Source organism: Ruegeria sp. K7, assembly GCF_056531785.1.
Map to the genome: position 1 here is coordinate 138,291 of NZ_JBQFMJ010000012.1, position 22,905 is coordinate 161,195.

The following is a 22,905-nucleotide window of genomic DNA, read 5'->3' on the forward strand; positions in this document are numbered from 1 at the left end:
ACCAACACCAACCAGAATACGAAGCCAAATTGTTAGAACATCATGCAATCTCCGCCCGGGGGAAGCGGCGGTGATCCTTCAGGCAAGGTGGGCGTGTAGTCAAATGTCACAATCTTTGCGCCACCGTCGAATGCCACGAACAATTGGTTTGATCCTGGCCTTATGGCGATGCCTTCCGGGTCGGTTCCAAACTCCAACAAGCTTTGCTGGGCGAGTAGTTGGCCGTCTGCCGTGAACTCATACAAGCTGTTTGACCCTTCCCAATCATCAACAATCAACATGTGACCGGTACGCGGATCAATCGCGATTCCTTGCGCCTCACTCAACGGAGGAGAAAGCTTCATGGTATCCAACCTTGCCGTCAAAGCACCCTCTGAAGTGAACCAAGATAATCGTTCAGGGTCATCTTCCACGGTCACAATCTGCCCTTTGGCATTGATCGCGATCCCTTCAGTATCCGCAAACCCACCTTCAAGTTCAAAGGGTGTTCCTAAAGCGGTTCCTTCCTTGGTGACACGTTGGAGTCTTCCAAGACCGTCGCCAACCAACAAGTGATCCCCTTCGATAGCAATTGCTTTGATCCGGAAGAGATCACTGGATATTCGGCGCAATTGATCCCCTTGCAACGTAACGAGAATTGCCTCGGGTCCCTCGTTCGCAATCCACAGCCCGCAAAACGTTGGATCGTAGTCAAGACTTGCGGGTTGATTGAGCTCGTAGTGCCCTGTTTCGCGAAGATGCAATGCTGTGGCCGGGGTAGACACAGCAAAGATCAACAAGGCTATGGTTCTTGCAATCAATCTAGATGCTCCTAGAAACTGCAATGCAAAGGTGTATCGGTGTCGCGAAGATTCAATGCAAAGAACGCGTAATCTCCTAACGACAATGCGCATCAATTTGCCTGATCAGAGAGACTGAGAACACGAAAAATCTGCACGGGGTTACCGATGCCCTTCAGCTCTCTTTCTTCCAGTTCTTCTGTCTCCACATAATCTTCTATGTCTAATAGCGCCCGTTGGTTCAAAAGGATCTGCCCGTCGCTGGCAAAATCGCAAAGCCTCGATGCAGTGATCACCACGCCGCCGATAGCGGTATAGTCGGCCCGACCATGAAACCCGATAAGCCCAAGGGTTGCGTAACCGCTGCTGATCCCGATACCCAAACCCATCGCATGCCCAAGCCTCAGCCAGGGTGCTCGAATTCTGTCAAAGGCTTCGCTTATTGCTTTAGCCAACCGCACGGCTTGCAGGACGGGTTGCTCGCAGGGAACCGGATCATTGAAGAAGACCATCAAACCATCTCCAGCTCGGTATCCAATCGTCCCCTTGTGTTGGGCAACTAACTGACCGACGTCATCGTGGAATTGCTGGAGAAGGGTAATGACATCTTCCGGCTCAATCGCCTCGGAAATGGCGGTGAAATTACGGATGTCGCAGAATAGGCAAGAGATGTATTGACGATGGGTTTTAAGAAGCTCTTCAGAATTTTCTTCTACGACGAGCTCCGCCACCTGAGGAGCAAGGAATTGTTTAAGTCGCCCCAGCCTGTCAATTTCGCCTTCCTGGCGCTTCACCTTCTCTGTCAGCCTTTCGTTTAACGCCTCTATTTCATGCGTCTGGTCACGAACCTTGTGGTTTAACGCATCGAGTATAAAGTTCTGGTTTAGCAAAGCTGCAATCACCAAAAGTACATAGGCGAGCGCTTCGACGCGTTCGTCATAGCCGAAATACAGCGTGATAATCAAAATAAGGGCAGCAATCCCACCAAGGACGAGTGGAAGCTCTTTGGCATGTCGTTTACGGTCTCTCCACAAGAAACTGACCGCCAACAAAGCAAACACCCACATGAGCACCGCTTGCACATGTGGGTTTATGGAAAGCGCTTCATAGCCAACCAAATAAGTCAACAGAATTCCAGAATAGCATGTGGCCAAAGAGGCAAGTGCAGCCAAAACTGCTCCGATCCCTATTGGCATCGAAATTCTGAATTCCTCCGTTGCCCTTCCGATACCATCGGCTACAGCGTGCGACCTAGGTTCCGCGACGGATTCATTTCTGTTCTCGGGATCAGACATGGTCCTCGTTTGCGCTTGGCTGCTGCCAGAGTACGTTTGAAATGATGTTGCGTCAAAACCGCCAACCCTGCAGCCGGACGGTCGACGTTTCCGCGAAATCGGCGCCGTCAGACAAAACAACCTCAAGTTTCACATTGGTTGGCAACCGAGGTGAATTTCGGAACCTGAACGTCAGTAAAAACCAATCTCACTGACATCTACGCGGGCCTCGTGATCGCGCCCGTAGGCTACAACTCCGACGGAGGTGATTTCGTCAGCAACGGGAATAGCGCGCAACATGGCACCTGAAGCTTTGAAGCCTGACAGAGGCAAATAGACTTCGGTCCATTCTTCAGAAGTTGCGAACGCGGCCTGATAGTATTGCCAAGGAAGCACCGTGCCACGTGTTCTGAGGTGAACGAAGTAGTGCTCGCCGTTGCCCCGTACCAATAGCCTGACGCCTGATACACCCTCATCTGGCCGATCAGACAACTTGCGCCGGAACTGGATGAAGCCGCCGTTATTTTCTGTACTGACGGTTCCGGTCAACCGTGCGAATGCAACATCACCCTCCGAACGAAACTGCACCTGCCCTGAAGAAACTCCTCCCATTACGGTGTCGGCAACGTAGTCCCAACGCGTCTCCGGTGACTCGGAGAAGTCTTCTGCAAGATTTTCATCAGCCTGTGCCATTGTAGATCCGATGATAAAAAGACTTGAAACAAGCCCAGCGAAGTTTCCACGCATATCGTTCTTTCTCAGTTCAGTATTGCAATAGAAAGGTTCAAGACAGTGGCAAATGCGACCCATGCAAAGTACGGCAGGAAGGCTAGTGCAGAAATCCGATCCGAATTCCTGACCTTAACGATGAACACAACGATGACAGCCAACAACGCGACAATGACCAAAAGGGCAAACCACGGCAGTTGCAGTACGAAAAAGGTCGGGGACCACAAAAAGTTCAGACCCATCTGTGCCCACCACAGCTTCATGGCGGTCGAGCTTCGGTCTGTTTCAAACTGGCGCCAACCCGCCATAGCGATCAAGACATAAAGCACCGTCCAAACCGGCCCAAAAATCCAATTTGGTGGATTGAAAGCCGGTTTAGAAAGCTGTGCATACCAATCGCCGGGTGCAGTCAGTGTCCCAATCAGGATGCCGCCTCCCACCATCAGCGCAAGGAATGCTATGCGGATCAACCAATTCGACATTGTTGGATAGCTTTCAGCAGTCCTTGGTCGTCACGTTCACAAGTGCTTCGGAAGAGAAGGTCGCAGTATTAGTCTCATCCGCATCGGTATATGACACCGTGGCGCCTGCGATCTCCGACCTTGTTACGGTGACTTCGCGTTGCCCGATAGTGTCATCGACATCGATGGTAAAGGCGAGATTGTCCCCGGCTGCGAGGGAGGCGATCTCAAGCTCAATTGTATCTTGCCCATCCACGACCGCTGGAATTTGACGCAGAGCATCCGCACCCTCAACGAATTCGAGAGGTTGGAACACCTCCACGCCCGCACCCTTTTCGGTAACGTCGAAAATCAGACGCCCGGCAGATTGCGACAAGTCAATTTTGACGGTCGAGGCTTCTACTTCGCAAGCTCCGAGGTTTGTCAGAACAAAACGGTCCTTGGGTGCGCCTTCTATGAATCGAATTTGCACACCAGCCTGAAGGGACGTGGCCGCAAATAATCCGACGGTCGCCGCGAGAATACACTTCGGGAGCATATTTTTCTCCTTGCTAAAGAGTTCTTGATGGATACGCCTGGGTGGGTTTCTTGGATCAGACTTTGAGCTACTCCCCGATGTTTGGACAGATTTTGGCGTTGTTTAAGCTACTCTCTGCTCCTGCTGATCGGTTTGGTTTTTGTCTTTTCTCAGCCAATAGACCACGGCTGGCGGTCTACCGCCAAGTGCGGAATGGGGGCGTTTGCGGTTGTAGAACTCGATCCATTTCCTGACGCCCGCTATTGCCTCTGACCCGGTCTCCCAGGCGTGCAGGTAGACGCATTCGGATTTCAGGCTCCGCCAGAGCCGTTCGACGAAGATATTATCAAGGAACCGGCCCTTGCCATCCATCGAGATACGCACGCCGGATCGGCGCAGACGGTCTGTCCAGACAAATGATGTGAACTGACTGCCCTGGTCAGTGTTCATGATCTCAGGCGGGCCGAAGCGGTGTATGGCCTCATTCAGCGCGTCGACGCAAAAGTCGGCCTCCAGCGTGTTCGATATCCGCAAAGCCAGAACCTTGCGTGTGTGCCAGTCCATAATCGCCACCAGATACAGGAACCCTCGTCGCATGGGCAGATAGGTGATGTCTGCGGCCCAGACCTGATTGGGTCGATCCACCCGAAAACCGCGCAGCAGATATGGATACGTCTTGTGCCCTTTCGCCGCCTTGCTGGTATTGGGCTTCTGATAGATAGGCATCAAACCCATCAGCCGCATCAGGCGACGGATGCGCTTCTCGTTCACCAGATGACCTTCGTTGCGAAGATGCCAGGTCATCTGCCGAACACCAAAGAAGGGCGTTTCCAGAAACTGCTCGTCGATCTGCCGCATCAACATTAGATTCAGAGCGGTCTTGCCCTTGGGCTGATAGTAGAATGATGACCGCGAGAGCGACAGCAGCTTGCATTGCTTGCCAATAGGCAGGTTGGCATTGGCAGGCTCGATCATTTTTCGCCTCACTTGCCGATCCCCGGTTTGAGCTTTCGTGACAAAAAATCGTTGGCGACGGCCAACTCCCCGATCTTGGCGTGGAGCTCCTTGACCTGTTCTTCGTCAATCTCAGGGGTTTTCTTGCCGCCACGCTCGAACACGCCAGACGCGCCTTCAAGCAGCGCCCGCTTCCAGCTGTGGATCATCGTCGGGTGAACGCCAAACTGGCTTGCCAACTCAGCAACCGTCCGCTCGCCCTTCAATGCCTCAAGCGCAACTTTGGCCTTAAACTCAGGCGAATGGTTCTTCCGTTTCGACATCTCTGATCTCCTCTTCGTCGAAGACCAGCAGACAACAAATCGTAGCCCACGTCAGTGTCCAGTTTTCGGGGGGTAGCTCACTTATACCCTATAATTATCGTGGTTTAGCCGACAGGAGCTTTCGAAGTTCAATGCTCCACAGTCAGAACGGCGAAGTCAAAACATGCCGTTGTCATTCTCGCTGTTTGCTGGAACTTCCTGAAGAACGTCCCAGTGCTCGACTACCTTACCGTCAACGTCCAGGCGAAAAATATCTATCCCTGCGTACTCGAGACCATCGGGCCAGATCTGGTGGCAATGCAGAATAACGTGGTCGTCTTCAGCAAAGGCACGTTTGATATCCACACGCTTTCCCGGGTATTCGGTGGCCATGCGCTCGAAATACTCGACAAAGGCTTGCTTGCCGTCGCCAACATGCGGGTTGTGCTGCGTATAGGTTTCGCCAACAAAGGTTGCGATGGCCTCGGCAGGTCGACACGCGTTGAACATCATTTCGTAGAAAGCGATGACGTTTTTCTTGTTTGTTTTGAGGTCCGGCATACTGATCTCCAAATCGACGTTTGCACCGCCCAAAAAATGTTGGCCCACGCAAGTTTTGGAAGCAACCCGGCAAGGACCTCAATCCCTAATCGGCAAGAAGTTACGAGCTTGATTTTGCGTTGCGACTATTTTGAGGGTTAGCCACTTATTCGGTTTCTTCGAAGTCAATATGAATATGATTTCCATCAGGATCGGCCACATGGATTTGCACCATTCCAGCCCCCGGGACATCAGTTTTGCGATACTGGATCTGACACGAGATCAGTTTTTCCTCGAATGCTCTCAACCCTGTGGCTGAGAGCGCAAAATGCTCGAGCTTGAGCTTTACTTCGGAGCCGACATTAGGCGTTCCTTCGTGACCCACAAGGTGAACCACGGCGTGATCACCCGCATACAACCAAGCTCCGGGAAACGGAAAATCAGGGCGGGCCCCGAGTTTTAAACCCAGGACCTCTTCATACCAAGTAACCATCTCAGGCAACCTTGTGGTCACGATATTCACATGATCCAGTCGCTCAATTCTCATCTAAAAACCCTCAAGCACGAGCTTTCCTTTGGCCTTGCCGCTTTCGAGGATAGCATGCGCTTTCATTAAGTTTGTAGCATTGATCCTACCAAGTGTTTCGGTCGCTGTAGATCTGATCTCTCCATCATCTATCAACGCGGCGACCTGATTCAGGATTTCGCTTTGACGATTCATATCTCCAGTCCCAAAAAGCGACCGAGTGTACATGAACTCCCAATGCAATGAGATCGATTTGGGTTTGAACGGCGCGATGTCGAAGGTTTCAGGATCATCAATCAACCCAAAGCGACCTTGAGGTGTCATCACCTCTCCAGCTTCAGATGCGTATAGCTCGGACTGGTTCGTTGAATAGATGAAATCCACGCTTTCGATACCGAGAGCCCCGAGTTGCGCGCCCAAAGGTTCCGCATGGTTGATGACATGGTGTGCGCCAAGCTCTCGAACCCAGTCTTGCGTCTCGGGTCGGGACGCAGTGGCAATCACCGTCAAGTCAGTGAGAGCCCGCGCCAATTGAATGGTGATTGACCCGACACCGCCTGCGCCACCAATAACCAGCAACGTATTGGTTCCGCCGGAAACGGCATCTTGGACTCGCAAGCGGTCGAACAGCATCTCAAAGGCAGTAAGCGTCGTTAGCGGCATCGCCGCAGCTGCTTTCGCCGGTATGGATTTTGGCGCTGATCCGACAATACGTTCATCCACCAGATGAAACTCGGCATTGGTTCCCGGTCGGTCTATTGCCCCGGCATACCAAACTGCATCTCCCGGACGGAAAGTCTCAACCGTTTCGCCAACTGCTTCGACGATGCCTACTGCGTCCCACCCCAAAATATCAGGTGCTGGACCTACAGGAGCACGTTTTTGCCGAATTTTCGTATCGACCGGGTTCACTGAAACGGCCTGCACTTTCACCAACAAGTCATGCCCCTTCGGCGTCGGTTTGTCGGCCTCGAAGTCGATTAAGGCGTCCGCCCGATCAATCGACCCTGTCTCACGGTATCCCACGGCTTTCATAAAGTGCTCCTTTGTTCGGTTTTGTATCAACCGATGACTGTCATTTCATTCAACGTGAATTCTGCAACGGCACCCTCTGTTGCTTCCAGGTAAGCCGCAAGGTGCTGAGCACCCATGTGGGTTTGCCAAAGCTCCCGGCTTTGCCAGTTTTCGTAGAATACGAAATGGGCCGGGTTGCCGTTGTCCTGATGCAGGTCGTAGTTAATGCAACCCTCTTCGGCACGGGTTATGTCGATGAGCTTGATCAACTCACCCTTTACAAGGTCGATCTTGTCGGGGTTGGCTTTGATGTTGGCGACAATTGTCAGCTTGGCCATTGGAATAGGTCCCTTGTGTTCTTGAGCGATGCGCTAGATTTACGCCGCAGTCTTTTCGGGATAAACGGGGCGAGATCGAACATATAATCCGGAAATTCCGTTTAATGCTTTTAGACAATCTTCGCTTGTTTCTGACTATAGCCGAGAAAGGCAGTCTTGTGGCCGCAGCGCGCGCAACAGGGATGTCGAGCACGACAGTGTCCGAGCGACTCGCGGCTCTGGAGGCACACTACGGAGTGGTTTTGTTCAACCGCACCACTCGTTCTATTAGCCTGACCGAAGAAGGCCGTACACTAGCCGATGGAGCAAGAAACGTACTCAGTGAGGTTGCGGACCTGGATACGCTTGTTCGGCACGGCGCCGAAACTTTGTCTGGTCCAATTCGCATAAGCGCGCCTATCGATTTGGGGCGGAGCTTTGTTTCCGAGGTTATTGCCGAATTCACCGAAGAGAACCCTGCCGTCTCAATCGAACTGTCCCTCTCGGACGGCTACGTCGACCTTGTAGGCCGGGGTTTTGACCTCGCCGTTCGCTTCGGCAACATCACAGACAGCTCGCTCAGATTACGAAATTTAGGAAGCTACCAACGTTTCGTATGTGCCTCCCCAAGTTACCTAGCCTTATTCGGAACGCCTGAAAAACCAGAAGATCTATTGAACCACAACTGCTTGGTTATGAGGTTTGGCGACATAATCGACAACGTTTGGGAGTTTGGATCAGGACCAAATGCCCAGCGCGTATCGGTAAAAGGAAATCGAATAGTCAATGATGGTTCACTCATCCGCGAATGGGCGATTGCAGGTCATGGGGTCGTCTTGAAGTCGGAGCTGGATGTCGGCGAAGATGTTCGATCTGGCAAACTTGTTTCTGTCTTGCGCGACTTCCTCCCACCGCCGAAACCTTTGCAAATGATGTTTCCGCCGAGCCGAGCCCAACCACGTCGCATAACGGCCTTAGCTGAGCATTTGCGTCGCAAATTTGGCGTGAGTTGAGGCCGCAGGGGAAGTCACTAATCTGACAGCCGTTATGTTTGCTCAATGAATTTCAAAGTCGCGTTTGCTAGCTCTGCCGCAGCATCTTCTTGAATGAAATGCCCCGCTTTAGGCAAAACAGTATGATTTTGACCAACTGCCCCAGGGATCGACTTTTGGAACAGTTTGTCTACCCCCGCCATGACCCTGTCGTCTTCTCCAAAAACAGTCAGAAACGGGGTGTTTAGGGTCTTGAGGGTTTCCCATGCGGCTCGGTTGGCTTCAGAAGCTGGATTGTCAGGCGAGTCGGGCACCAACACTGGAAACTCGCGAGCGCCTGCCAGATAGCGCGAATCCGGAAACGGTGCGTTATAGGCTGCAACCTCTTCATCTGAAATCTTCGATGTTGTGCCGCCAAATACGATACGGCCCGAATTAAATTCAGGCACAGATTGTGAATATTCCCGCCATGAAAGAAATGCCTCACCCAAGGGCACGTCACCGGTAGGTAGGGCCGTGTTCGCCACAACCACACGAGAGAAACGCTCGGGCATACTCGCAACCAGCCGCAAGCCAATGAGTCCGCCCCAGTCCTGACACACCAATGTGATGCCAGTCAGGTCAACTTTCCGCAACCACTCGGACATCCAGTCTACATGGCGTTGGTAGGTGTAGTCGGATCGCTCGGTTGGCTTGTCCGACCGCCCAAACCCAATCAAATCAGGAGCCAGAACTCGATGGCCCGCATCCTTGAATAACGGAATCATGTGCCTATACAGGAAGCACCAGGTTGGCTCTCCATGCATCAACAATACGGGCGGTGCCTGTTCCGGTCCCTCGTCCAAATAGTGCATTCGGAGACGACCGCCTTCGGTATCATCCACATCAAGATAATTCGGGCCGAATGCGAAATCTGGCAACCCGTCAAACCGATGGTCAGGTGTTCGAAGGAACTTCATTGTGAACTCTCCAATATGCCGACGGTATTGGCCAAGCAACAGTGATCGATAAAACAAAGACGGTCCAGTACCAGCGTATGTCGACGTCAGGTTTGCATTTGTTCGCCGCCCTTCTTCTCTTTCTCGCAGCGAAAGTCCATTTGTATAGATCTCGGATTTTCTGCTCCAACAAAAGGATTGGCCTCCAAGACCTCATCTTGCCAGTTCTTCTGAGCTGAAGCAGAGTTCATTGTGCGGGTCGCCGAGAAGCGGCTCAGAAGAAAAGCGCAAGTCCGGTCATTGAAACAACCAAGAAAAGGAGAGTCATGATTCCGCCCGAGCGAACGAAATCGACCACCCGATAGCCTGCTGGGCCCATGATCAACGCATTCACCTGGTGTGTTGGGATCAAAAATGAGTTGGACGTTGAAATTGCCACGGTGAGAGCAAATACGGCCGGGTTACCACCCGCTGATACGGCAATAGAAACCGCCAGCGGCACCAGCAGAACAGTTGCACCTACGTTGGACATGACCAGCGTGAACGCCGTTGCCAAAACGGCGATCCCTGCTTGCAAAGACCAGATCGGCCACCCCTTCAGGAGGGCCAACACATGCGCGGCAATCCAATCCGCAGTGCCAGTGTTCTGAACTGCCTGGCCCAACGGGATCAGCGAAGCCAGTAGAAAGACTGTGCTCCAACTTATCGACTCGTAGGCTTCGTCAATCGAGAGCACCCGGCTCAACACCATCCCAATAGCGCCGATCAACAGGCATAATGACAAGCGCAGATCAGAAAACAGAATTAAGCTCAACACTATTAGGAAGAAAGCAAGCGCCCATCCGACCTTGTGTGGGCGTAACTCTTCTTGGGGAAAGTCCGAAGTTACGACGACAAAATCCCTGTCTGACTTCAGTCGTGTCAGACGGTCCCATTGCACGTGCACGACACACGTATCACCCGCCTGCAAAGGGACTTGCCCGATATGCGTGGCTGAATGATCTTCGGTTTCTACATGGCTCAGTGTTTCTTCGCCGCGCTGAATGGCCAACAGAGACAAACCATGTGTCTGACGGAGACGCAAATCAATCGGAGTCTGGCCGATCACTGAAGAACCGGGCGGAATAACAACCTCTGCCACCCCCGATTGGGTCGCGGCGAAATCATCTGCAAAGACATCCAGTTGGGGCAGAATCTCTAAGCCATAAGGCTCAGCGAACTGATGCTCAACCACACGGCGCAGGCCAAGCACTGCAAGCCGCGCTGGCGCTTCGATCTTGGTATCCGCCATCGGCGCGATGACCTTGTGGCCGCGATAGGATGTGCCGAGAATGTATAAATTATGGGCGACCATGACATCCGCGAGCGTTTGTCCAATCAAGATCGAACCTTCTGGAACACGTATCTCGAACATATCAGCCCTAAGCCCATAGGTGTTTTCGACGTAGGTCTGCATGGACCGGGCTGAGCTTGCGTCTTCTCCACGCTCCCGCTGCGCAGGGAGGACCCAACGACCAAAGAGCACAAAGTAAAGTACCCCTGTCAGCACCAGCATTACACCGATAGGCGTGACTGAAAACAACCCAAATGTCTCCATTTGTTGGTTAGCCGGAAGAGATGAGTTTGCCGAAACAATCAGGTCGTTCAACAGGATGAGGGGTGACGACCCGACCAATGTGATCGTACCACCCAGAATCGCGCAAAACCCCATGGGCATAAGCAACCTACTCATCGGTATTTCTGTACGCGCTGAGATGCGGCTCACAACGGGCAAAAAAAGCGCAGCAGCTCCCACGTTCTGCATGAAAGAGCTGATCACACCAACCGTAGTTGAAATTATCGGGATTATCCGAGCCTCTGTCGTGCCTCCATTCTTGAGGATCAGGGCCGCAACCTTTGACATAAGCCCCGTCTTATCAAGCCCAGCCCCGATTACCATAACTGCGATGATGGACATCACTGCGTTCGAGGAAAAACCTTCAAAGAGCTTTGATATATCGGCAAGATTACCCAGCCCCGGGAGATAGCTCAGTGCACCAAGCAGCACCATTACAAGAATTGCTGCGACATCGATCCGTATAATCTCGGTAACAAAAAGTAAGACGGTAAAAGACAATAGACTCAGTACGGCTATCATTTCGTATGTCAGTGTTGGTAATTCCATATCGCACTCCCAACCTAACGTTACCTGACTACCAGCAAATACGAAGAACCAACTCTGCGCGTCAGATAAGGCCAAAATCCATCAGGCCGACTCACGCGGCTTGTTTTCTCGGACGTGATATCTGCTGAAACCTGGATTTCGCCAACCCAAAGAGACGCTGGTGACAAACTCCCAAGCCTCTCTTAACCATCGCAATGCAAAATGAATTTTCACTAATTCTCGAGTACAAACACTTACATATTCCGTATCGTCATTATTCATATGGACTCGGCGCAGACCTTCGCTGCACTTAATGCCAGCAACAGCTTTGCGGGCTATGCTGCCCTAGGCGCGAGTATATGCTGGTCATTCCTGTCTGTCGTCGGAAGTTTTGGGTTAGTTGACGTACTTTGCAAGAAGAGTCTTCACAGGCAACGAGGCATTCAATCGAGTGGCCAATAAGAACATCCCTCCAATCTTTCGCTGAAGGTAAAGAACATCCATTGGAAGCTGGGGTGGGAAATACCCGGCCTCAGCCAAAGCCATGCCTTCTTTGTTCAAGTGGTTGGAGAGCGCTCGGTCGGAGAAATCAAATTCATCCGCAGATAGGATTGCGTCAAAAACGCTGCGGATCATTCCGAGGATGCGGTCGTCGTATGGGCCGTCGTCTGCAATAAGCTTCATTTGGATCGCAGCCCTACGAAGATCTGCATCATCCTCTAGTAACCCTGCGCGTAACAAATGCGCGTAACTATCGATTGCATATGGTTGCAGCGCACGTGCCGCGCCAAAATCCAAGAGACTAATCTTCCCATTATCTGGGTTGTATCGGTAATTGGCAAAGTTTGGATCGCTTTGAATGATGCCGAAGTCAAAAATCTCGCGTAGCGTGAGATCGACCAGTGCCTCGGATACTTGATTGCGTTCCAATTTGGTCGCATCACTCACTGCTTCGATTGGGCGACCTTCCAGAAAGGACATCGTCAGAACTTCTGAATTGCTCCAATCCGGATAGAACTCTGGGACTTCGAAAGCTTCATCTGCCTGCAACAGTTCAGCAAAATAGCGCAGGTGTTGCCCCTCGCGTTCATAATCCGTTTCTTCATGTAATTGTCTGCGTGCCTCTTGGATATACGGACCCAGATCAAAGCTTTTGGGGAGCAGACCCGACATCCGAACCAAAGCAGCCACGTTGGCAACATCGCTGTCGATACTGCGAGCGATATTGGGATACTGCACTTTGATCGCCACGTCGCGCCCGTCTTTCAAGGTTGCACGATGTACTTGCCCTATACTAGCCGCCGCAATGGGCCTTACATTGAAGGTGTGAAAGGCCTTTAGCCAGTCCTGGCCCCAGTTTCGGTTCAAGACGTCACGCAGTTGTTTGGGGGGCATGAAATGCGCCTGATCTCGCAAACGCGCCATGATGTCAGCCAGTTCAGGCGGCAAGACCTCACCTGCATCCATCGAAATCAACTGACCCACCTTCATCGCGGCGCCTCGCATGCGAGCGAGTTGATCCGCGACTCGTGTCACGTTGCCGGGTGTCATCAACAAACCACGCATATCGGGTCGCGCGCCGCGACCGATCTCTCTTAGGGCGCGTGCTGCCATGTTCCCCGCAATGCCTGCCGTCATGCTGCTTAAACCGGCAACACGGACCAAACGGCTTGTAGGAACTGCCAAAGGGGTTGGTGAGGATTTAGGGTCGGTCATCAATACTCACCAAAATTCCGTGCCCGGAGCGCCATTTATGCGACCCTTCAAGTTTTCGGTGACCCAACCTCCATAGAAATCCCCGGGTTGCGGGATCACCCGGTACTCATCAACAAAACAGGCGTCCATAAGTCCGGCGTAAAAGGCGAGATAGCCCTTAATCCGTTCAAATTTGATGGTTGGTGCAGCATAACTCCACGCAGCTTTCTTAGCCGCAGCTGCCCCGCTCTGAACGTCCCAGTAGCTCGCAACACCCTTCCACTCGCAGAATGATCTACCCGAGGCCTTTGTCAGAACGGCATCAATGTCTTGCGGCGGAATATAATACGTGGGGGCGTGGTGGGTTTCGAGAACCTGAAACGCCTGATCGGTTTCCACGATTGTTTGACCGCCGAGCTCGATCCGCACTCGATGAGGCACTGCCCGCAGCGCAGGTGGTCGCGGATAGTCTTGGATGTTTTCAGTTGTCCAACCTGTCATTTCGAACCTTGGTTATGAATCAGTTGTTCCATCTTCGAACTAGCGCGCCGACAGCGTTATTCTAGCGATAGAGCTTTCAGCGTATGGCAGGTTAACTTGCACCAAAATTGGGCTTAGTGTCAGCTTGGGACGGGCAACGTTATTTGACCGACTTTGCAGCCCGAACCGTCGAAATGAGTGTCCTAAATCTACCAGTTTGCCAATAGTTCGCCCATGCGCTCTAGGCCAAGGTCGAGGTTGGCAGCAGCACCTCCCCCCACACCCAGTCGGATGTGGTTCTGCATCCCGTAAGACGAACCCGGTAGTAGAAATGTCCGATAGGGATCGGCGAGCAAGCGTTTGGCGAACACGTCGCCATCAATCCCATCGAGCCGTGCCAAACCAATTAATCCAGCCTGAGGTTTGACCCAATCGAGGTTGGGCTGATCGGCAACAAACCTATCCAGGCGTTCCAGCGTTTTCATCCCAGCTGCCCGTGCAATTTTCAAAGCCTGATTATATTGGTCAGACCTCAAGGCGATTTCGGCGATGACTTCGCCAAGAATATTCATAATTTCGCTCGAGTTTTCCCGCAGAATAATAGCGTCCCAAATGAGATCTGAATCACGGCATATCATCCAGCCGGTGCGTAGCCCCTGGAGCCCCAGTGCCTTGGAAACGCTGCCCGTCGTGATACCCCTTGGATACAAACCAGCAATCGAAGGGGCACGGGACCCGTCCCACTCCAATCCCGCGTAAACCTCGTCAACAACCAGCCATGCACCTACGCGATCTGCGATTTGGACAAGCCTTTCCAGCTCTGCTTGTGTCATCAACTGCCCGGTGGGGTTATTGGGGTTGGTCATAAAGATGAGCCGCGTGCGCGCTGTTACTGCGGCCTCAACTTTGTCGAGCGGCAATACCCAACCAGCCCTCTCTTCGCGGTCGACAACTTTTAGCGTCGCGCCAACTGCCTCTGCCAATACGCCCGCTTGTGGCCAGCCCGGGCGTTCCGTTACGACTTCGTCGCCCGGTTGGACCAATTGCATGAATGCAAGATAATTGGCTTCCGCGGCGCCGGCGGTGATCAGAACGTCGTCTGGCTTGCAAACATCATACAAGCCAGCGCGGTCCAAAACATGCCGTCGTAAAGCAGGCAGACCCCGAAAGCTCTTTTGGTTCCAATCCAACGGCAGCGCTGGATCCAGCGCATCCATGAACTCACCCAAACGCGGCGACTCGGACAAGGAAAACCCAACGAAAGCTTCTGGATCCGCTTCCGTGGTATCCAGTAGGTATTGAAAAAGTGTGTGTATCTTGACTTTCATGCTCTACTCAAAATCTTTGTAGTCAATCAGGGAGAGAGTCTGTGCAAGCAGAGGGATTTGTCAAAGGGCGACCGATTGACCTTGTGGTTTTGGACTACGGGCTGTTCAAGGTCCATTCCACTGGCCGCATCATAGGTATCTGCGGGTTTCTGATCCGAACAGATTTGGGAGAAGCAATACTCATCGACACTGGATTTCCTGAAAAATACGCCATTGATACCGACGCCGCGGTCAAAGAAGATCGATTGTTCGAGTTTGGCGAGGTTCTGAAGTGCGAACCAGATAATCTGCCACGCGCACAGCTGGCAAAACTCGGGCTTATTCCGTCAGACATTGCATTACAGATTTGTACGCACTCCCATATCGACCATATCGGTGCATTGGGCGACTTTCCAAACAGTCCCATTCTCATCTCCTCTGCCGAGCGAGCCTTACCTCGCCCCTTGTATTGGGGCGATATGCGGCCGATGGAATGGCCCGAGCAGGATTACCTGGTTATTGATGACGACGTAGAGATTGGGCCAGGTATCTTCGTTTTGATGGCACCCGGTCATGCGCCTGGCCAGATCGCGGTAATGGTCGATCTTCCGTCGGGGGCGATTTTATTGACCAGTGATGCGATTTCCCGACCAGCAGAAATCGACGAGAAGTTTGCCGGGTCTTGGGACGAAGATGCAGCAATTGCCAGCGCAGACAGGTTGATGCGTCTGGCATCCGAGCGAGATGCCTTTGTAATCTATGGGCATTGTCCAAAGCAGTGGGCTGTTCTGAAGAAAGCACCAGAAGTCTACAGCTGATCCCACCCCTTGGACCATTTTTCCGGAAAGTGATGTCGCACCAAAGAATTATCTGACGTCGCGCCCTTGGTTCAGAATAATCACATTCCCACTGGAAACATCCCCTGCCGGTGAAATGAGAAAACCAACCCAAGAGGCGATTTGCTCAGGTAGCATCGCATGACCATGTGGCATGGCACTAACGGCTTTCTTCAAGACTTCCTCGGTCAAGACATTGAACAACGGTGTCTCAGTCATGGCAGGTGCCAGAGAATTTACACAGATTTTATCCTTTGCGTATCGACGGGCGAGGTCTTTTGTTAGAGTATCCATCGCAGCCTTTGACGCACGGTAGTGCGGAGGGTCAAAAACATCGAAATTGTAAGCTCCGTTCGATGAGATATTGACAATCTTTTTGCTTCCTTCGCGTTCCAACATCAATTGGACCGCCTGCTGGCAGCAATAGAAAGCAGAATTAAAATTGATTGCCATCTGCTTTTCGAGTTCCTCGGGCGGAATGTGCGGGAAGTCGGACATGAAGCAGGTGCCTGCATTGTTTACCAAAGCATCCAGACCGCCATGCGTTGTCTTAATGCCATCAAACGCCTGAGCGATAGCCGAATGATCAGTTAAGTCAACGCAGATTGGCGTGAAATTCGAACCTAATTCTGTCGCCAGTTCACCTAAACCCTCCTCATTGAGGTCCAGTCCAACAACGTGGAAACCGACTGCCGGCAATTGGCGGCAGATGGCTTGCCCCATCCCTCCCGCGGCGCCGGTCACAACAGCTGTTTTCATAGTAACTCCTCTGACCTCGGCCTCGTATGAGGCACAATAGAGTATAGTATGAACCTGGCATCCCTTTTACATGAAATTGGCACGGTTCAATTGGGCTTGAAATCACCGCTCGTCCGCTTTGGGCTCAGTTTGGTCATTCGCAGCTGTCTGCTAGGTAACTGCTCTGCGAAAATTTCCAACATTGGACTTTCGAAAATCGCTGATGCAGCGTGGCCTTTTAGGCGCGTCAAAGGCTGCGCGGCATTGCATCGGGTTTCCCGTTTGCAGCCTCTCAACGAGGCGGAATTGGCGCGAACTTAAGTCTGAGCACTTGGACCGTAGTGCCACAAACGCGAAAATTCATTGCTTAAGCGGACGGCGACCTCCGTGGCGGCTACTCCAAACCAAAATTTTGGCTGCGTTGCTCTAACGCGATACGAAAGTTCAAGTTCCAACTAGGGACTAAGAACAAACCTGACGGCGCTACATTTGCTGCATTCTTTCGCCGGTGTGCGTGGTTACGACCGTGTTATCGATCCGCCGTTGGCGCGTTGTCGGGTACTTGGCGACCTTAATCCAGCGCAGGACATTGCGTCGGTAAGACGGGGGCAATCGCTCCCATTTGTCCAGGTTCAATACAACGGATAAATCGTCTGGGACGATAAGAGCATCGACATCGTCAAAAGTTCCAAAGCCCTGAAGCTTTACCGGCTTGTATGGAAGCCTCTCCGGCGGGGTGCACTATGCCTTCTTGCCCAAGGCGCTCCGCCCTGTCCTTGTAGCTTTTGGACCAAGCTTGTTGTTTTCGCGGGCCGATAAGTTGCGCCGTCCAGTCTTCTTCGATTGGAAATCGTCTTCCATCAATCCAACCATACGCAATCAGCGCATCCAACACTTCATCCCGACTGACATATCTACGCAGATGTGCAGCCTTCCACGTGATCAGTCGGACGCTCTCAGGTTGGGTAAAGTGCTTGTTCAGCCAGTCCCAAAGTTGATCTCTGGATGTGACCTCACTCTCAGTCATACGCTGCCGAGGAGTTCATGCTCGTGTCATCCGTTGCAAAAAAGCTTCAGCCGTCTTGACATGCTTGTTTTTGACTTCTGACGTCATGCGCCCAGCCGTACGGCACATCATCGCCCATCGGGGATTTCCTGCAAGTCTATCGGTGTGTTTCAGGATAAAGCGCCAATAAAGTCCGTCCCAAATTTCGGCCCAAGGCCCTTTGCCCCAATGGCTCATTTTGCGAACATAGTTTGAGCTGGAAAAGTACGGTTTGGTGGTGATCAACCCTCCATCGGCATGCTGGCTCATCGCGTAGGCATTAGGAACCATAACCCAATCATAGCTGTCGACGAACATTTCCATGAACCAGCGATAGACATGGTCCGGATCAATCTCGCACAGAAACATAAATCCGCCCAGTACCATGAGGCGTTCAATGTGGTGGCAATACCCAGTTTTGAGCACCCTTTTGATCGTGTCATCCAGCGGATCAATACCAGTGGTTCCGTTGTAGAAAGAGCGGGGCATGGCGCGGTGATGGCCCCAGTGATTTGTCGTGCGCATCGGCACACCTAGGCCATCATAAGTCGCGCGCATGAACTCGCGCCAGCCACTGAGTTGGCGGATGAAACCTTCTACAGAATTCAGGGGAATGCCCTTGCGATCCGCATGCTCCAGGGCAGCGTCCAAAACTTGTTTCGGCGTCAACAATCCAATGTTCAAAGCAGGCGTGAGAATGGCATGCCATAGCCAGTTTTCTCCCTCAACAATGGCATCTTCATAGTCGCCAAAACGTTCGAACCGCCGTTCCAGAAACTGCGTCAACCAGACGGACGCAGCGTTGTGTGATGTCGGATAATACAACGTATCTAGGCTGCCTAATGCATCTGGAAAGTCAGCAACAACGCTCGCTTTTGCGGCTTCATCAACTGCGTCATGGGAAGGCCAGTCGATCCAAGGCAGGCTGCCCAACAGCGCCTTGGGCACTTTTTTGCGATTTTCCTCGTCAAAACTCCATCGTCCCCCGGTCGGTTGACCGCTGTCCATCAAAACGTTCAAGCGTCGGCGTTGGCTTTTGTAGAACTCAGCCATGAGCCAACGTTTTCGACCGAGAGACCAATCCAGATTGTCGGCCCGCGTATTCAGAAAGCCAGGCGATGGCTTGATGTCGAGCGTGATGCCGGTATTGCTAGCCGCCGCCCGCAAACGTCTTTCCGCAATGAAGTCTACTGGATCAGCTATGATCATTTGGCTGACACCGCGATCACGTAGGTTTTGAAAAAGTCGCAGGCACGCGCCCGACTGCCGCTCAAAGGGCCAGATCGCGGCATCAATGCCCTTAGCGACCAAGCCATCGCGATAGCGCGCCATAGAGGCGCGGTGCAGCCAAAGCTTTTGTTTATGCATCGTGGCTGGGTAATGCGCATCGCCAAAGAACAGCGGGTCTTCGAAAAGCACAACAGTGTCTGGCCCGGCGGACAGACCCGGGTGTTGGGCAAACAATTGGTTGGGGAGTAGAAGGACTGCAGAGGACACGAGCTATTCTCTTTGTTGGGTGGCTAGGTTCAATTGGCCTAAGAGCGACGGGATCTTCTTTCGAAGGCTGAAGAATCCGGCCCTTGCATGAGGCCATGTCATAGCGTCGTACGGCAGCATTATCCTATTCAATGATAGGCCTGCGTCTCTCAATAAAGGCTCCGCACGATCCAGCCATGACCGAGTGGGGCCGACAGGCACATAGGCTGTTGCAATGGTCGTGACGCCGGCATTCCGTGCTGCCTCGATCAACGGACCACACCAATCCTCAGCTGATTTCGCGTGTTTTCCATGGGGTTCCAGGGCGCTGTTCATCGCGCCCTTGGCAAAATCCTTTGCGGCGTCCCCCATCGGGTTTGGAGACCGACCATGCGTCGCCAAAAGTCCAATCGCGGCAGCAGGCGATGTCCGCACTAAGCAGTCACTTGACAGATCATCCTCTGTCAACAGCAACAGATAAGGGCTGTCTGCGGGAATGAGCGGGATAGAAAGTGGAATGAGCGGGTGATCTACCGGCTCGGTCAACGGTTCTGCAAATTTGGCGAGGCCTTTTGGTTGAAACCGTCCTTGCGTGTATTTGGCAATATTATCGGGTCGCGCGAGGTAGGTTTTGCCTTTCGTGTGCAATCCGCCGACCCACCGCCAGCTCAGCGTGTTTGACGCGGGATCGCCATCCAGCAAATGCCGCAAAAAGAAGTCCGCGCCAAGATGCCAGGGTATGTGGAGCGTAAAAATCCAAATTGATGCAAACCACATGCGCGCATGGTTGTGGAGGTAACCGGTCGTCACCAGTTCCAGCGCCCAATGATCGAAACAGTCGATGCCGGTATTGCCGTTCACTGCATCGTTGAAACGGATCTCTAAGCCCTGATCGAATTTTAGTCGCTCTAAAGCGCTCAACAGATCCCGTTGATAATGTGCCCAGACGCTGGGCCTCTGTTCCAGCCAGCCCTTGAAGTAAGTGCGCCAGAACACTTCTTGAACGAACTTCTCCGCCGCGTCGGGATTATGTGACGCTAGTACAGTTGCCAGTACCTCTTGTTCCGTTATCAAACGGTGGCGCACCCAAGGTGACAAACCCGATACATTGCTGCGTTGATCGGTCCCAAAATCGTAGTTCCGCTTACCTGCGTAATGCCGACCGGCGCGTCCTACGAACTGCTTCAGCCTTTTAAGGCCATTGGTTCGTGTGGGCTTGAAACTGATCGTCTCTTTCGCTTCCCCAAGTTCTGGAAAAATCTCGGTCATGCGGCCGACCTGCATTTTTTCGAGCAGTAATTCACTTCATCCCAAACTTTTTCCCATTTCTTGCGCCAAGTGAAAGGGCGCTGACAGACCGGGCAGATTTTCTGGGGTAAATCGGCTCTCTTTCGCATCTTCACCAATGGTCCCCCAAAGGCAGGCCGAGTTGCATTTGATCTTGAGAAGCCCGCGCGACTTTGCGAGCACTCCGCCTGGTCTTTCGGCTCGCGTGTTTTGTCACGATGGCTCGCGCTTCGGAGCGAAACTCCGCGCTTCGGCGGACGCTCCAAACCCGCTCGCGCGCGGCCTTAGCCGCTGCGAGATGGTCAAAAACACGCGCTGGATAAAGCGTTCCAATGATTTGTTTCGCGCCGTGAGCTTTCCAAGGTTCATGGATATGCTGATCAGTGATGTGGGACAATTCCGGCAACCATGTCCGAATGAACAATCCTTCTGGATCCTAATCATAGCCCTGCTTAACCGGATTATAGATGCGAACAGTATTGATGCCGGTGGTGCCTGATTGCATCTGCACCTGGTTCCAGTGAATGCCCGGCTCGTAGTCAGTAAACATGCGCGCCAAATGCTCACCCGGGGCCCGCCAATCCAGCCAGAGGTGATAACTCGCCGCGGCCATCACCATCGCGCGCATCCGAAAGTTGAGCCACCCCGTTGCTTGCAACGACCGCATACATGCGTCCAAGAAAGGATAGCCCGTTTCGCCGTTGGACCATGCAGCCAAGAGTTCGGCATCTGGCGCTTTCGGTCGAAGATCGTCGTAGAGCAGATGCAGATTTTCAAACTCAATCCGAGGTTCATCCTCAAGTTTTTGAATAAAATGGCAATGCCAATGCAATCGGCCCGAGAAAGAGCGAAGCGATTTGCACCGGTCCTTTGCTTGCGGCGGCAATCTTCGTCTCTGCTTTTCAGTCGCTTGCGACACCTCGCGCATCGAAAGCGCACCCCAAGCCAGGTGGGGCGATAGCCGCGAACACGCAACAGCCCCCTGCAAGGGGCTGGACATTTCGCGTTGGTATCTTTTGCCACGGCGGGTCAGAATGCTGTTCAGACGTTCCAAACCCGCAGCTCGTCCACCTGCTTGACGACCAACGCATAGATCATCCCGCAAGCCGAGGTCGTGCCCCGTGGGAATGTATCCTGGTTCTACGCCGATATGCTCTAGCGCAACTGGTGAAGAAACGGGCAGAGCCATAAACCTATCCCAACTTTCCGCCCAGCCGTCGCGAGACTTGAGCCTCCGAAAAACGCCATGGTTTTGTACTTCGCGCCACCGCACGCCATGCTCCCTGCACCACGCAGCGGCCTGACGGTCCCGCTGATACGTCCAATTTTTTCCAGTTTCCTCATGTGACCAGAGCTCGTCGATAAGACCACGATCTTTTAACTGGGAAAGGACCTCCACAATTTGCCCGATGCGCACAATGAGCGGCTGGCCCAGTTTCCCAAGGTCTTTTCGTAACCCAGCGATTGTCTCAGCAACAAAGTTCCACTGCCGTGTTGACGCGTCGGGTTGCTGCCAAAGCTCAGTTTCAACCACATAGAGTGGCAGAACTGGCCCGACCTCAGACGCTTGCGCTAGTGCCGGATGATCCGTTACCCGCAAATCTCGTTTGAACCAAACGACCTGCACGACACCTCCATTGTTCAAGTAGTGTACGAATGGCCACTAAAAATGGATCTTTGTTAAAGTCGTCTCCGCAATTCGCTGCTGACGTGGCTTTTGCACAAAAGCCATTGGCCTTCGGTACTTGAATGTTGGAAGTTTCTGCGAGCGAGACTGACACCTGCGAGGAGGGGTCATAGGAGTGCTGTGTGCGCCCGAACTCGACCTTTTTCTAAGAGGACCATTCAGCAAAAAAAATTGCCTCCCGGCGACGCCACTCACTTTCGTCTCCAGGAGGCTAACCAGACAGATCTGGCTACTACGTGAGCAAAATTGACAATACAAACTTGCTACACACGCCGATACTTGAATCTAAAATACAACAATTCAACATTTTTTACGCGCGATAAAGTAATTTTTCTCGCGTGTTATATGTTTGCTTGTGTATCAGATCTTGCAGTCACGTCTCTGAAGACAGGGTCCCATTGTGCGAGTAGTTGGTCACTAGGTGGGACAACACTGTCGTAAATGAGTAGCCAAGCCATTCTGGTTAACTACGCATGTCCAATTTCGCATTCCAAATAGTCTGGGCAGTCCCATGACCAGACTATGGCCCGCGCTGTCTGTCATCCCAGATCAAGACGGCGCGGGCATTTGGATCACTGCTGCGTTCTTGCACTGCCTGTAGCAAGCGACTGCTTGGGGCTCGGTGCAGTCGTTGGCGATGGTCTGTTTGAACGGCGGTTTTGGGCCCTCCGTGCAAGGGAGAGTGATGCGGGGGAATGGGCTTTTGCCAAGGATCTGGACGTACTAGGCCACGCAAGGAGCGTACCGTCGGATCGAAGACCGGTGTTCTGATAGCATGACATGCTTCACGCCTGTCCTAAGCGGCGCTAGTCTCCGGTCATGGCAACGCTGAAAGGAGCCGCCCAATGTCCCTCTTCTCTAAACTCTT

23 protein-coding genes and 1 pseudogene are annotated in these 22,905 nt (G+C 52.6%); 2 read left to right on the forward strand and 22 right to left on the reverse strand.

Annotated elements, in window-relative coordinates; genetic code table 11:
- Window positions 1–32: 32 nt before the first annotated feature.
- The 10 genes from ACR0FE_RS17900 to ACR0FE_RS17945 all read right to left on the reverse strand — a co-directional run bounded on the left by ACR0FE_RS17900 (window position 33) and on the right by ACR0FE_RS17945 (window position 7,434).
- Entirely contained in the window at window positions 33–800 is a 768-nt protein-coding gene (locus ACR0FE_RS17900) for a hypothetical protein (protein ID WP_480442109.1), read from the reverse strand.
- Between the two features lie 92 nt (window positions 801–892).
- Window positions 893–2,074: an adenylate/guanylate cyclase domain-containing protein gene (locus ACR0FE_RS17905; RefSeq protein WP_480914371.1), complete on the reverse strand. Its 1,182-nt coding sequence runs from the start codon at window positions 2,072–2,074 to the stop codon at window positions 893–895.
- Window positions 2,075–2,245: 171 nt separating this feature from the next.
- Window positions 2,246–2,800, reverse strand: coding sequence for a CIA30 family protein (locus tag ACR0FE_RS17910; protein ID WP_480914372.1), 555 nt, complete (start codon window positions 2,798–2,800; stop codon window positions 2,246–2,248).
- Between the two features lie 11 nt (window positions 2,801–2,811).
- Window positions 2,812–3,264 (reverse strand): TspO/MBR family protein, encoded by a 453-nt coding sequence (locus ACR0FE_RS17915; RefSeq protein ID WP_480914374.1) that lies wholly within the window; start codon window positions 3,262–3,264, stop codon window positions 2,812–2,814.
- 13 nt (window positions 3,265–3,277) lie between these two features.
- Entirely contained in the window at window positions 3,278–3,781 is a 504-nt protein-coding gene (locus tag ACR0FE_RS17920; protein WP_480914376.1) for an aggregation factor core, read from the reverse strand.
- Window positions 3,782–3,883: 102 nt separating this feature from the next.
- Window positions 3,884–5,037 (reverse strand): IS3 family transposase gene (locus ACR0FE_RS17925; RefSeq protein ID WP_480914378.1). Its coding sequence is split into 2 segments (ribosomal slippage): window positions 3,884–4,744 and window positions 4,747–5,037, totalling 1,152 coding nucleotides; the frame shifts between segments, so codons are not numbered across the junction.
- Between the two features lie 156 nt (window positions 5,038–5,193).
- Window positions 5,194–5,577, reverse strand: coding sequence for a nuclear transport factor 2 family protein (locus ACR0FE_RS17930; protein WP_480914380.1), 384 nt, complete (start codon window positions 5,575–5,577; stop codon window positions 5,194–5,196).
- A 145-nt stretch (window positions 5,578–5,722) separates the two neighbouring features.
- Complete coding sequence (locus ACR0FE_RS17935) at window positions 5,723–6,103, reverse strand: VOC family protein (protein WP_321250639.1); 381 nt, start codon at window positions 6,101–6,103, stop codon at window positions 5,723–5,725.
- Entirely contained in the window at window positions 6,104–7,117 is a 1,014-nt protein-coding gene (locus ACR0FE_RS17940) for a zinc-binding alcohol dehydrogenase family protein (RefSeq protein WP_480527296.1), read from the reverse strand.
- Between the two features lie 26 nt (window positions 7,118–7,143).
- A complete protein-coding gene (locus tag ACR0FE_RS17945) occupies window positions 7,144–7,434 on the reverse strand; it encodes a putative quinol monooxygenase (RefSeq protein ID WP_170612296.1) in 291 nt (96 codons plus the stop codon).
- Window positions 7,435–7,538: 104 nt separating this feature from the next.
- On the opposite strand from ACR0FE_RS17945, the gene ACR0FE_RS17950 reads away from it, so the two are divergent.
- Window positions 7,539–8,426 (forward strand): LysR family transcriptional regulator, encoded by an 888-nt coding sequence (locus ACR0FE_RS17950; RefSeq protein WP_170612298.1) that lies wholly within the window; start codon window positions 7,539–7,541, stop codon window positions 8,424–8,426.
- A 32-nt stretch (window positions 8,427–8,458) separates the two neighbouring features.
- On the opposite strand, the gene ACR0FE_RS17955 is transcribed toward ACR0FE_RS17950, so the two are convergent.
- The 5 genes from ACR0FE_RS17955 to ACR0FE_RS17975 all read right to left on the reverse strand — a co-directional run bounded on the left by ACR0FE_RS17955 (window position 8,459) and on the right by ACR0FE_RS17975 (window position 14,989).
- Complete coding sequence (locus ACR0FE_RS17955; protein WP_480914383.1) at window positions 8,459–9,364, reverse strand: haloalkane dehalogenase; 906 nt, start codon at window positions 9,362–9,364, stop codon at window positions 8,459–8,461.
- 253 nt (window positions 9,365–9,617) lie between these two features.
- On the reverse strand, window positions 9,618–11,507 hold the full coding sequence (locus tag ACR0FE_RS17960; protein ID WP_480914385.1) for an SLC13 family permease: 1,890 nt from the start codon (window positions 11,505–11,507) through the stop codon (window positions 9,618–9,620).
- Window positions 11,508–11,882: 375 nt separating this feature from the next.
- On the reverse strand, window positions 11,883–13,202 hold the full coding sequence (locus tag ACR0FE_RS17965) for an ABC1 kinase family protein (protein ID WP_480914386.1): 1,320 nt from the start codon (window positions 13,200–13,202) through the stop codon (window positions 11,883–11,885).
- 6 nt (window positions 13,203–13,208) lie between these two features.
- A complete protein-coding gene (locus ACR0FE_RS17970) occupies window positions 13,209–13,682 on the reverse strand; it encodes a DUF427 domain-containing protein (RefSeq protein WP_480914388.1) in 474 nt (157 codons plus the stop codon).
- A 188-nt stretch (window positions 13,683–13,870) separates the two neighbouring features.
- Complete coding sequence (locus ACR0FE_RS17975) at window positions 13,871–14,989, reverse strand: pyridoxal phosphate-dependent aminotransferase (RefSeq protein WP_170612305.1); 1,119 nt, start codon at window positions 14,987–14,989, stop codon at window positions 13,871–13,873.
- A gap of 41 nt (window positions 14,990–15,030) precedes the next feature.
- On the opposite strand from ACR0FE_RS17975, the gene ACR0FE_RS17980 reads away from it, so the two are divergent.
- The gene (locus tag ACR0FE_RS17980; protein ID WP_170612306.1) at window positions 15,031–15,786 is read left to right on the forward strand and encodes an N-acyl homoserine lactonase family protein; all 756 of its coding nucleotides are present in this window, start codon (window positions 15,031–15,033) and stop codon (window positions 15,784–15,786) included.
- Window positions 15,787–15,834: 48 nt separating this feature from the next.
- Here the strand turns inward: ACR0FE_RS17980 and ACR0FE_RS17985 are convergent, their stop codons facing one another.
- From ACR0FE_RS17985 to ACR0FE_RS18015, 7 genes and pseudogenes are all read right to left on the reverse strand, one after another.
- On the reverse strand, window positions 15,835–16,563 hold the full coding sequence (locus ACR0FE_RS17985) for an SDR family oxidoreductase (RefSeq protein ID WP_170612308.1): 729 nt from the start codon (window positions 16,561–16,563) through the stop codon (window positions 15,835–15,837).
- Window positions 16,564–17,025: 462 nt separating this feature from the next.
- The gene (locus ACR0FE_RS17990) at window positions 17,026–17,205 is read right to left on the reverse strand and encodes a YdeI/OmpD-associated family protein (RefSeq protein ID WP_480442127.1); all 180 of its coding nucleotides are present in this window, start codon (window positions 17,203–17,205) and stop codon (window positions 17,026–17,028) included.
- A 16-nt stretch (window positions 17,206–17,221) separates the two neighbouring features.
- A complete protein-coding gene (locus ACR0FE_RS17995; RefSeq protein ID WP_480914390.1) occupies window positions 17,222–17,569 on the reverse strand; it encodes a YdeI/OmpD-associated family protein in 348 nt (115 codons plus the stop codon).
- A 15-nt stretch (window positions 17,570–17,584) separates the two neighbouring features.
- The gene (locus ACR0FE_RS18000) at window positions 17,585–19,084 is read right to left on the reverse strand and encodes a cryptochrome/photolyase family protein (protein WP_480914392.1); all 1,500 of its coding nucleotides are present in this window, start codon (window positions 19,082–19,084) and stop codon (window positions 17,585–17,587) included.
- A gap of 3 nt (window positions 19,085–19,087) precedes the next feature.
- The gene (locus tag ACR0FE_RS18005; protein ID WP_480914394.1) at window positions 19,088–20,332 is read right to left on the reverse strand and encodes an FAD-binding domain-containing protein; all 1,245 of its coding nucleotides are present in this window, start codon (window positions 20,330–20,332) and stop codon (window positions 19,088–19,090) included.
- Complete coding sequence (locus ACR0FE_RS18010) at window positions 20,329–20,460, reverse strand: DUF2256 domain-containing protein (RefSeq protein ID WP_480442129.1); 132 nt, start codon at window positions 20,458–20,460, stop codon at window positions 20,329–20,331. The genes ACR0FE_RS18005 and ACR0FE_RS18010 overlap by 4 nt, the downstream gene beginning before the upstream one ends.
- 2 nt (window positions 20,461–20,462) lie before the next feature.
- Window positions 20,463–21,977 (reverse strand): annotated as a pseudogene (locus ACR0FE_RS18015) (FAD-binding domain-containing protein).
- Between the last annotated feature and the right edge of the window lie 928 nt (window positions 21,978–22,905).

Bases quoted from the DNA above. Each gene is read 5' to 3' on its own strand.
- ACR0FE_RS17960 (WP_480914385.1), bottom strand. From the start codon at position 11,507: ATGGAATTACCAACACTGACATACGAAATGATAGCCGTACTGAGTCTA.
- ACR0FE_RS18005 (WP_480914394.1), bottom strand. From the start codon at position 20,332: ATGACCGAGATTTTTCCAGAACTTGGGGAAGCGAAAGAGACGATCAGT.
- ACR0FE_RS17930 (WP_480914380.1), bottom strand. From the start codon at position 5,577: ATGCCGGACCTCAAAACAAACAAGAAAAACGTCATCGCTTTCTACGAA.
- ACR0FE_RS18010 (WP_480442129.1), bottom strand. From the start codon at position 20,460: ATGCGAAAGAGAGCCGATTTACCCCAGAAAATCTGCCCGGTCTGTCAG.
- ACR0FE_RS17995 (WP_480914390.1), bottom strand. From the start codon at position 17,569: ATGACTGAGAGTGAGGTCACATCCAGAGATCAACTTTGGGACTGGCTG.
- ACR0FE_RS17985 (WP_170612308.1), bottom strand. From the start codon at position 16,563: ATGAAAACAGCTGTTGTGACCGGCGCCGCGGGAGGGATGGGGCAAGCC.
- ACR0FE_RS17945 (WP_170612296.1), bottom strand. From the start codon at position 7,434: ATGGCCAAGCTGACAATTGTCGCCAACATCAAAGCCAACCCCGACAAG.
- ACR0FE_RS17910 (WP_480914372.1), bottom strand. From the start codon at position 2,800: ATGCGTGGAAACTTCGCTGGGCTTGTTTCAAGTCTTTTTATCATCGGA.
- ACR0FE_RS17915 (WP_480914374.1), bottom strand. From the start codon at position 3,264: ATGTCGAATTGGTTGATCCGCATAGCATTCCTTGCGCTGATGGTGGGA.
- ACR0FE_RS17970 (WP_480914388.1), bottom strand. From the start codon at position 13,682: ATGACAGGTTGGACAACTGAAAACATCCAAGACTATCCGCGACCACCT.
- ACR0FE_RS17905 (WP_480914371.1), bottom strand. From the start codon at position 2,074: ATGTCTGATCCCGAGAACAGAAATGAATCCGTCGCGGAACCTAGGTCG.
- ACR0FE_RS17950 (WP_170612298.1), top strand. From the start codon at position 7,539: ATGCTTTTAGACAATCTTCGCTTGTTTCTGACTATAGCCGAGAAAGGC.
- ACR0FE_RS17965 (WP_480914386.1), bottom strand. From the start codon at position 13,202: ATGACCGACCCTAAATCCTCACCAACCCCTTTGGCAGTTCCTACAAGC.
- ACR0FE_RS17940 (WP_480527296.1), bottom strand. From the start codon at position 7,117: ATGAAAGCCGTGGGATACCGTGAGACAGGGTCGATTGATCGGGCGGAC.
- ACR0FE_RS17920 (WP_480914376.1), bottom strand. From the start codon at position 3,781: ATGCTCCCGAAGTGTATTCTCGCGGCGACCGTCGGATTATTTGCGGCC.
- ACR0FE_RS17935 (WP_321250639.1), bottom strand. From the start codon at position 6,103: ATGAGAATTGAGCGACTGGATCATGTGAATATCGTGACCACAAGGTTG.
- ACR0FE_RS17955 (WP_480914383.1), bottom strand. From the start codon at position 9,364: ATGAAGTTCCTTCGAACACCTGACCATCGGTTTGACGGGTTGCCAGAT.
- ACR0FE_RS17975 (WP_170612305.1), bottom strand. From the start codon at position 14,989: ATGAAAGTCAAGATACACACACTTTTTCAATACCTACTGGATACCACG.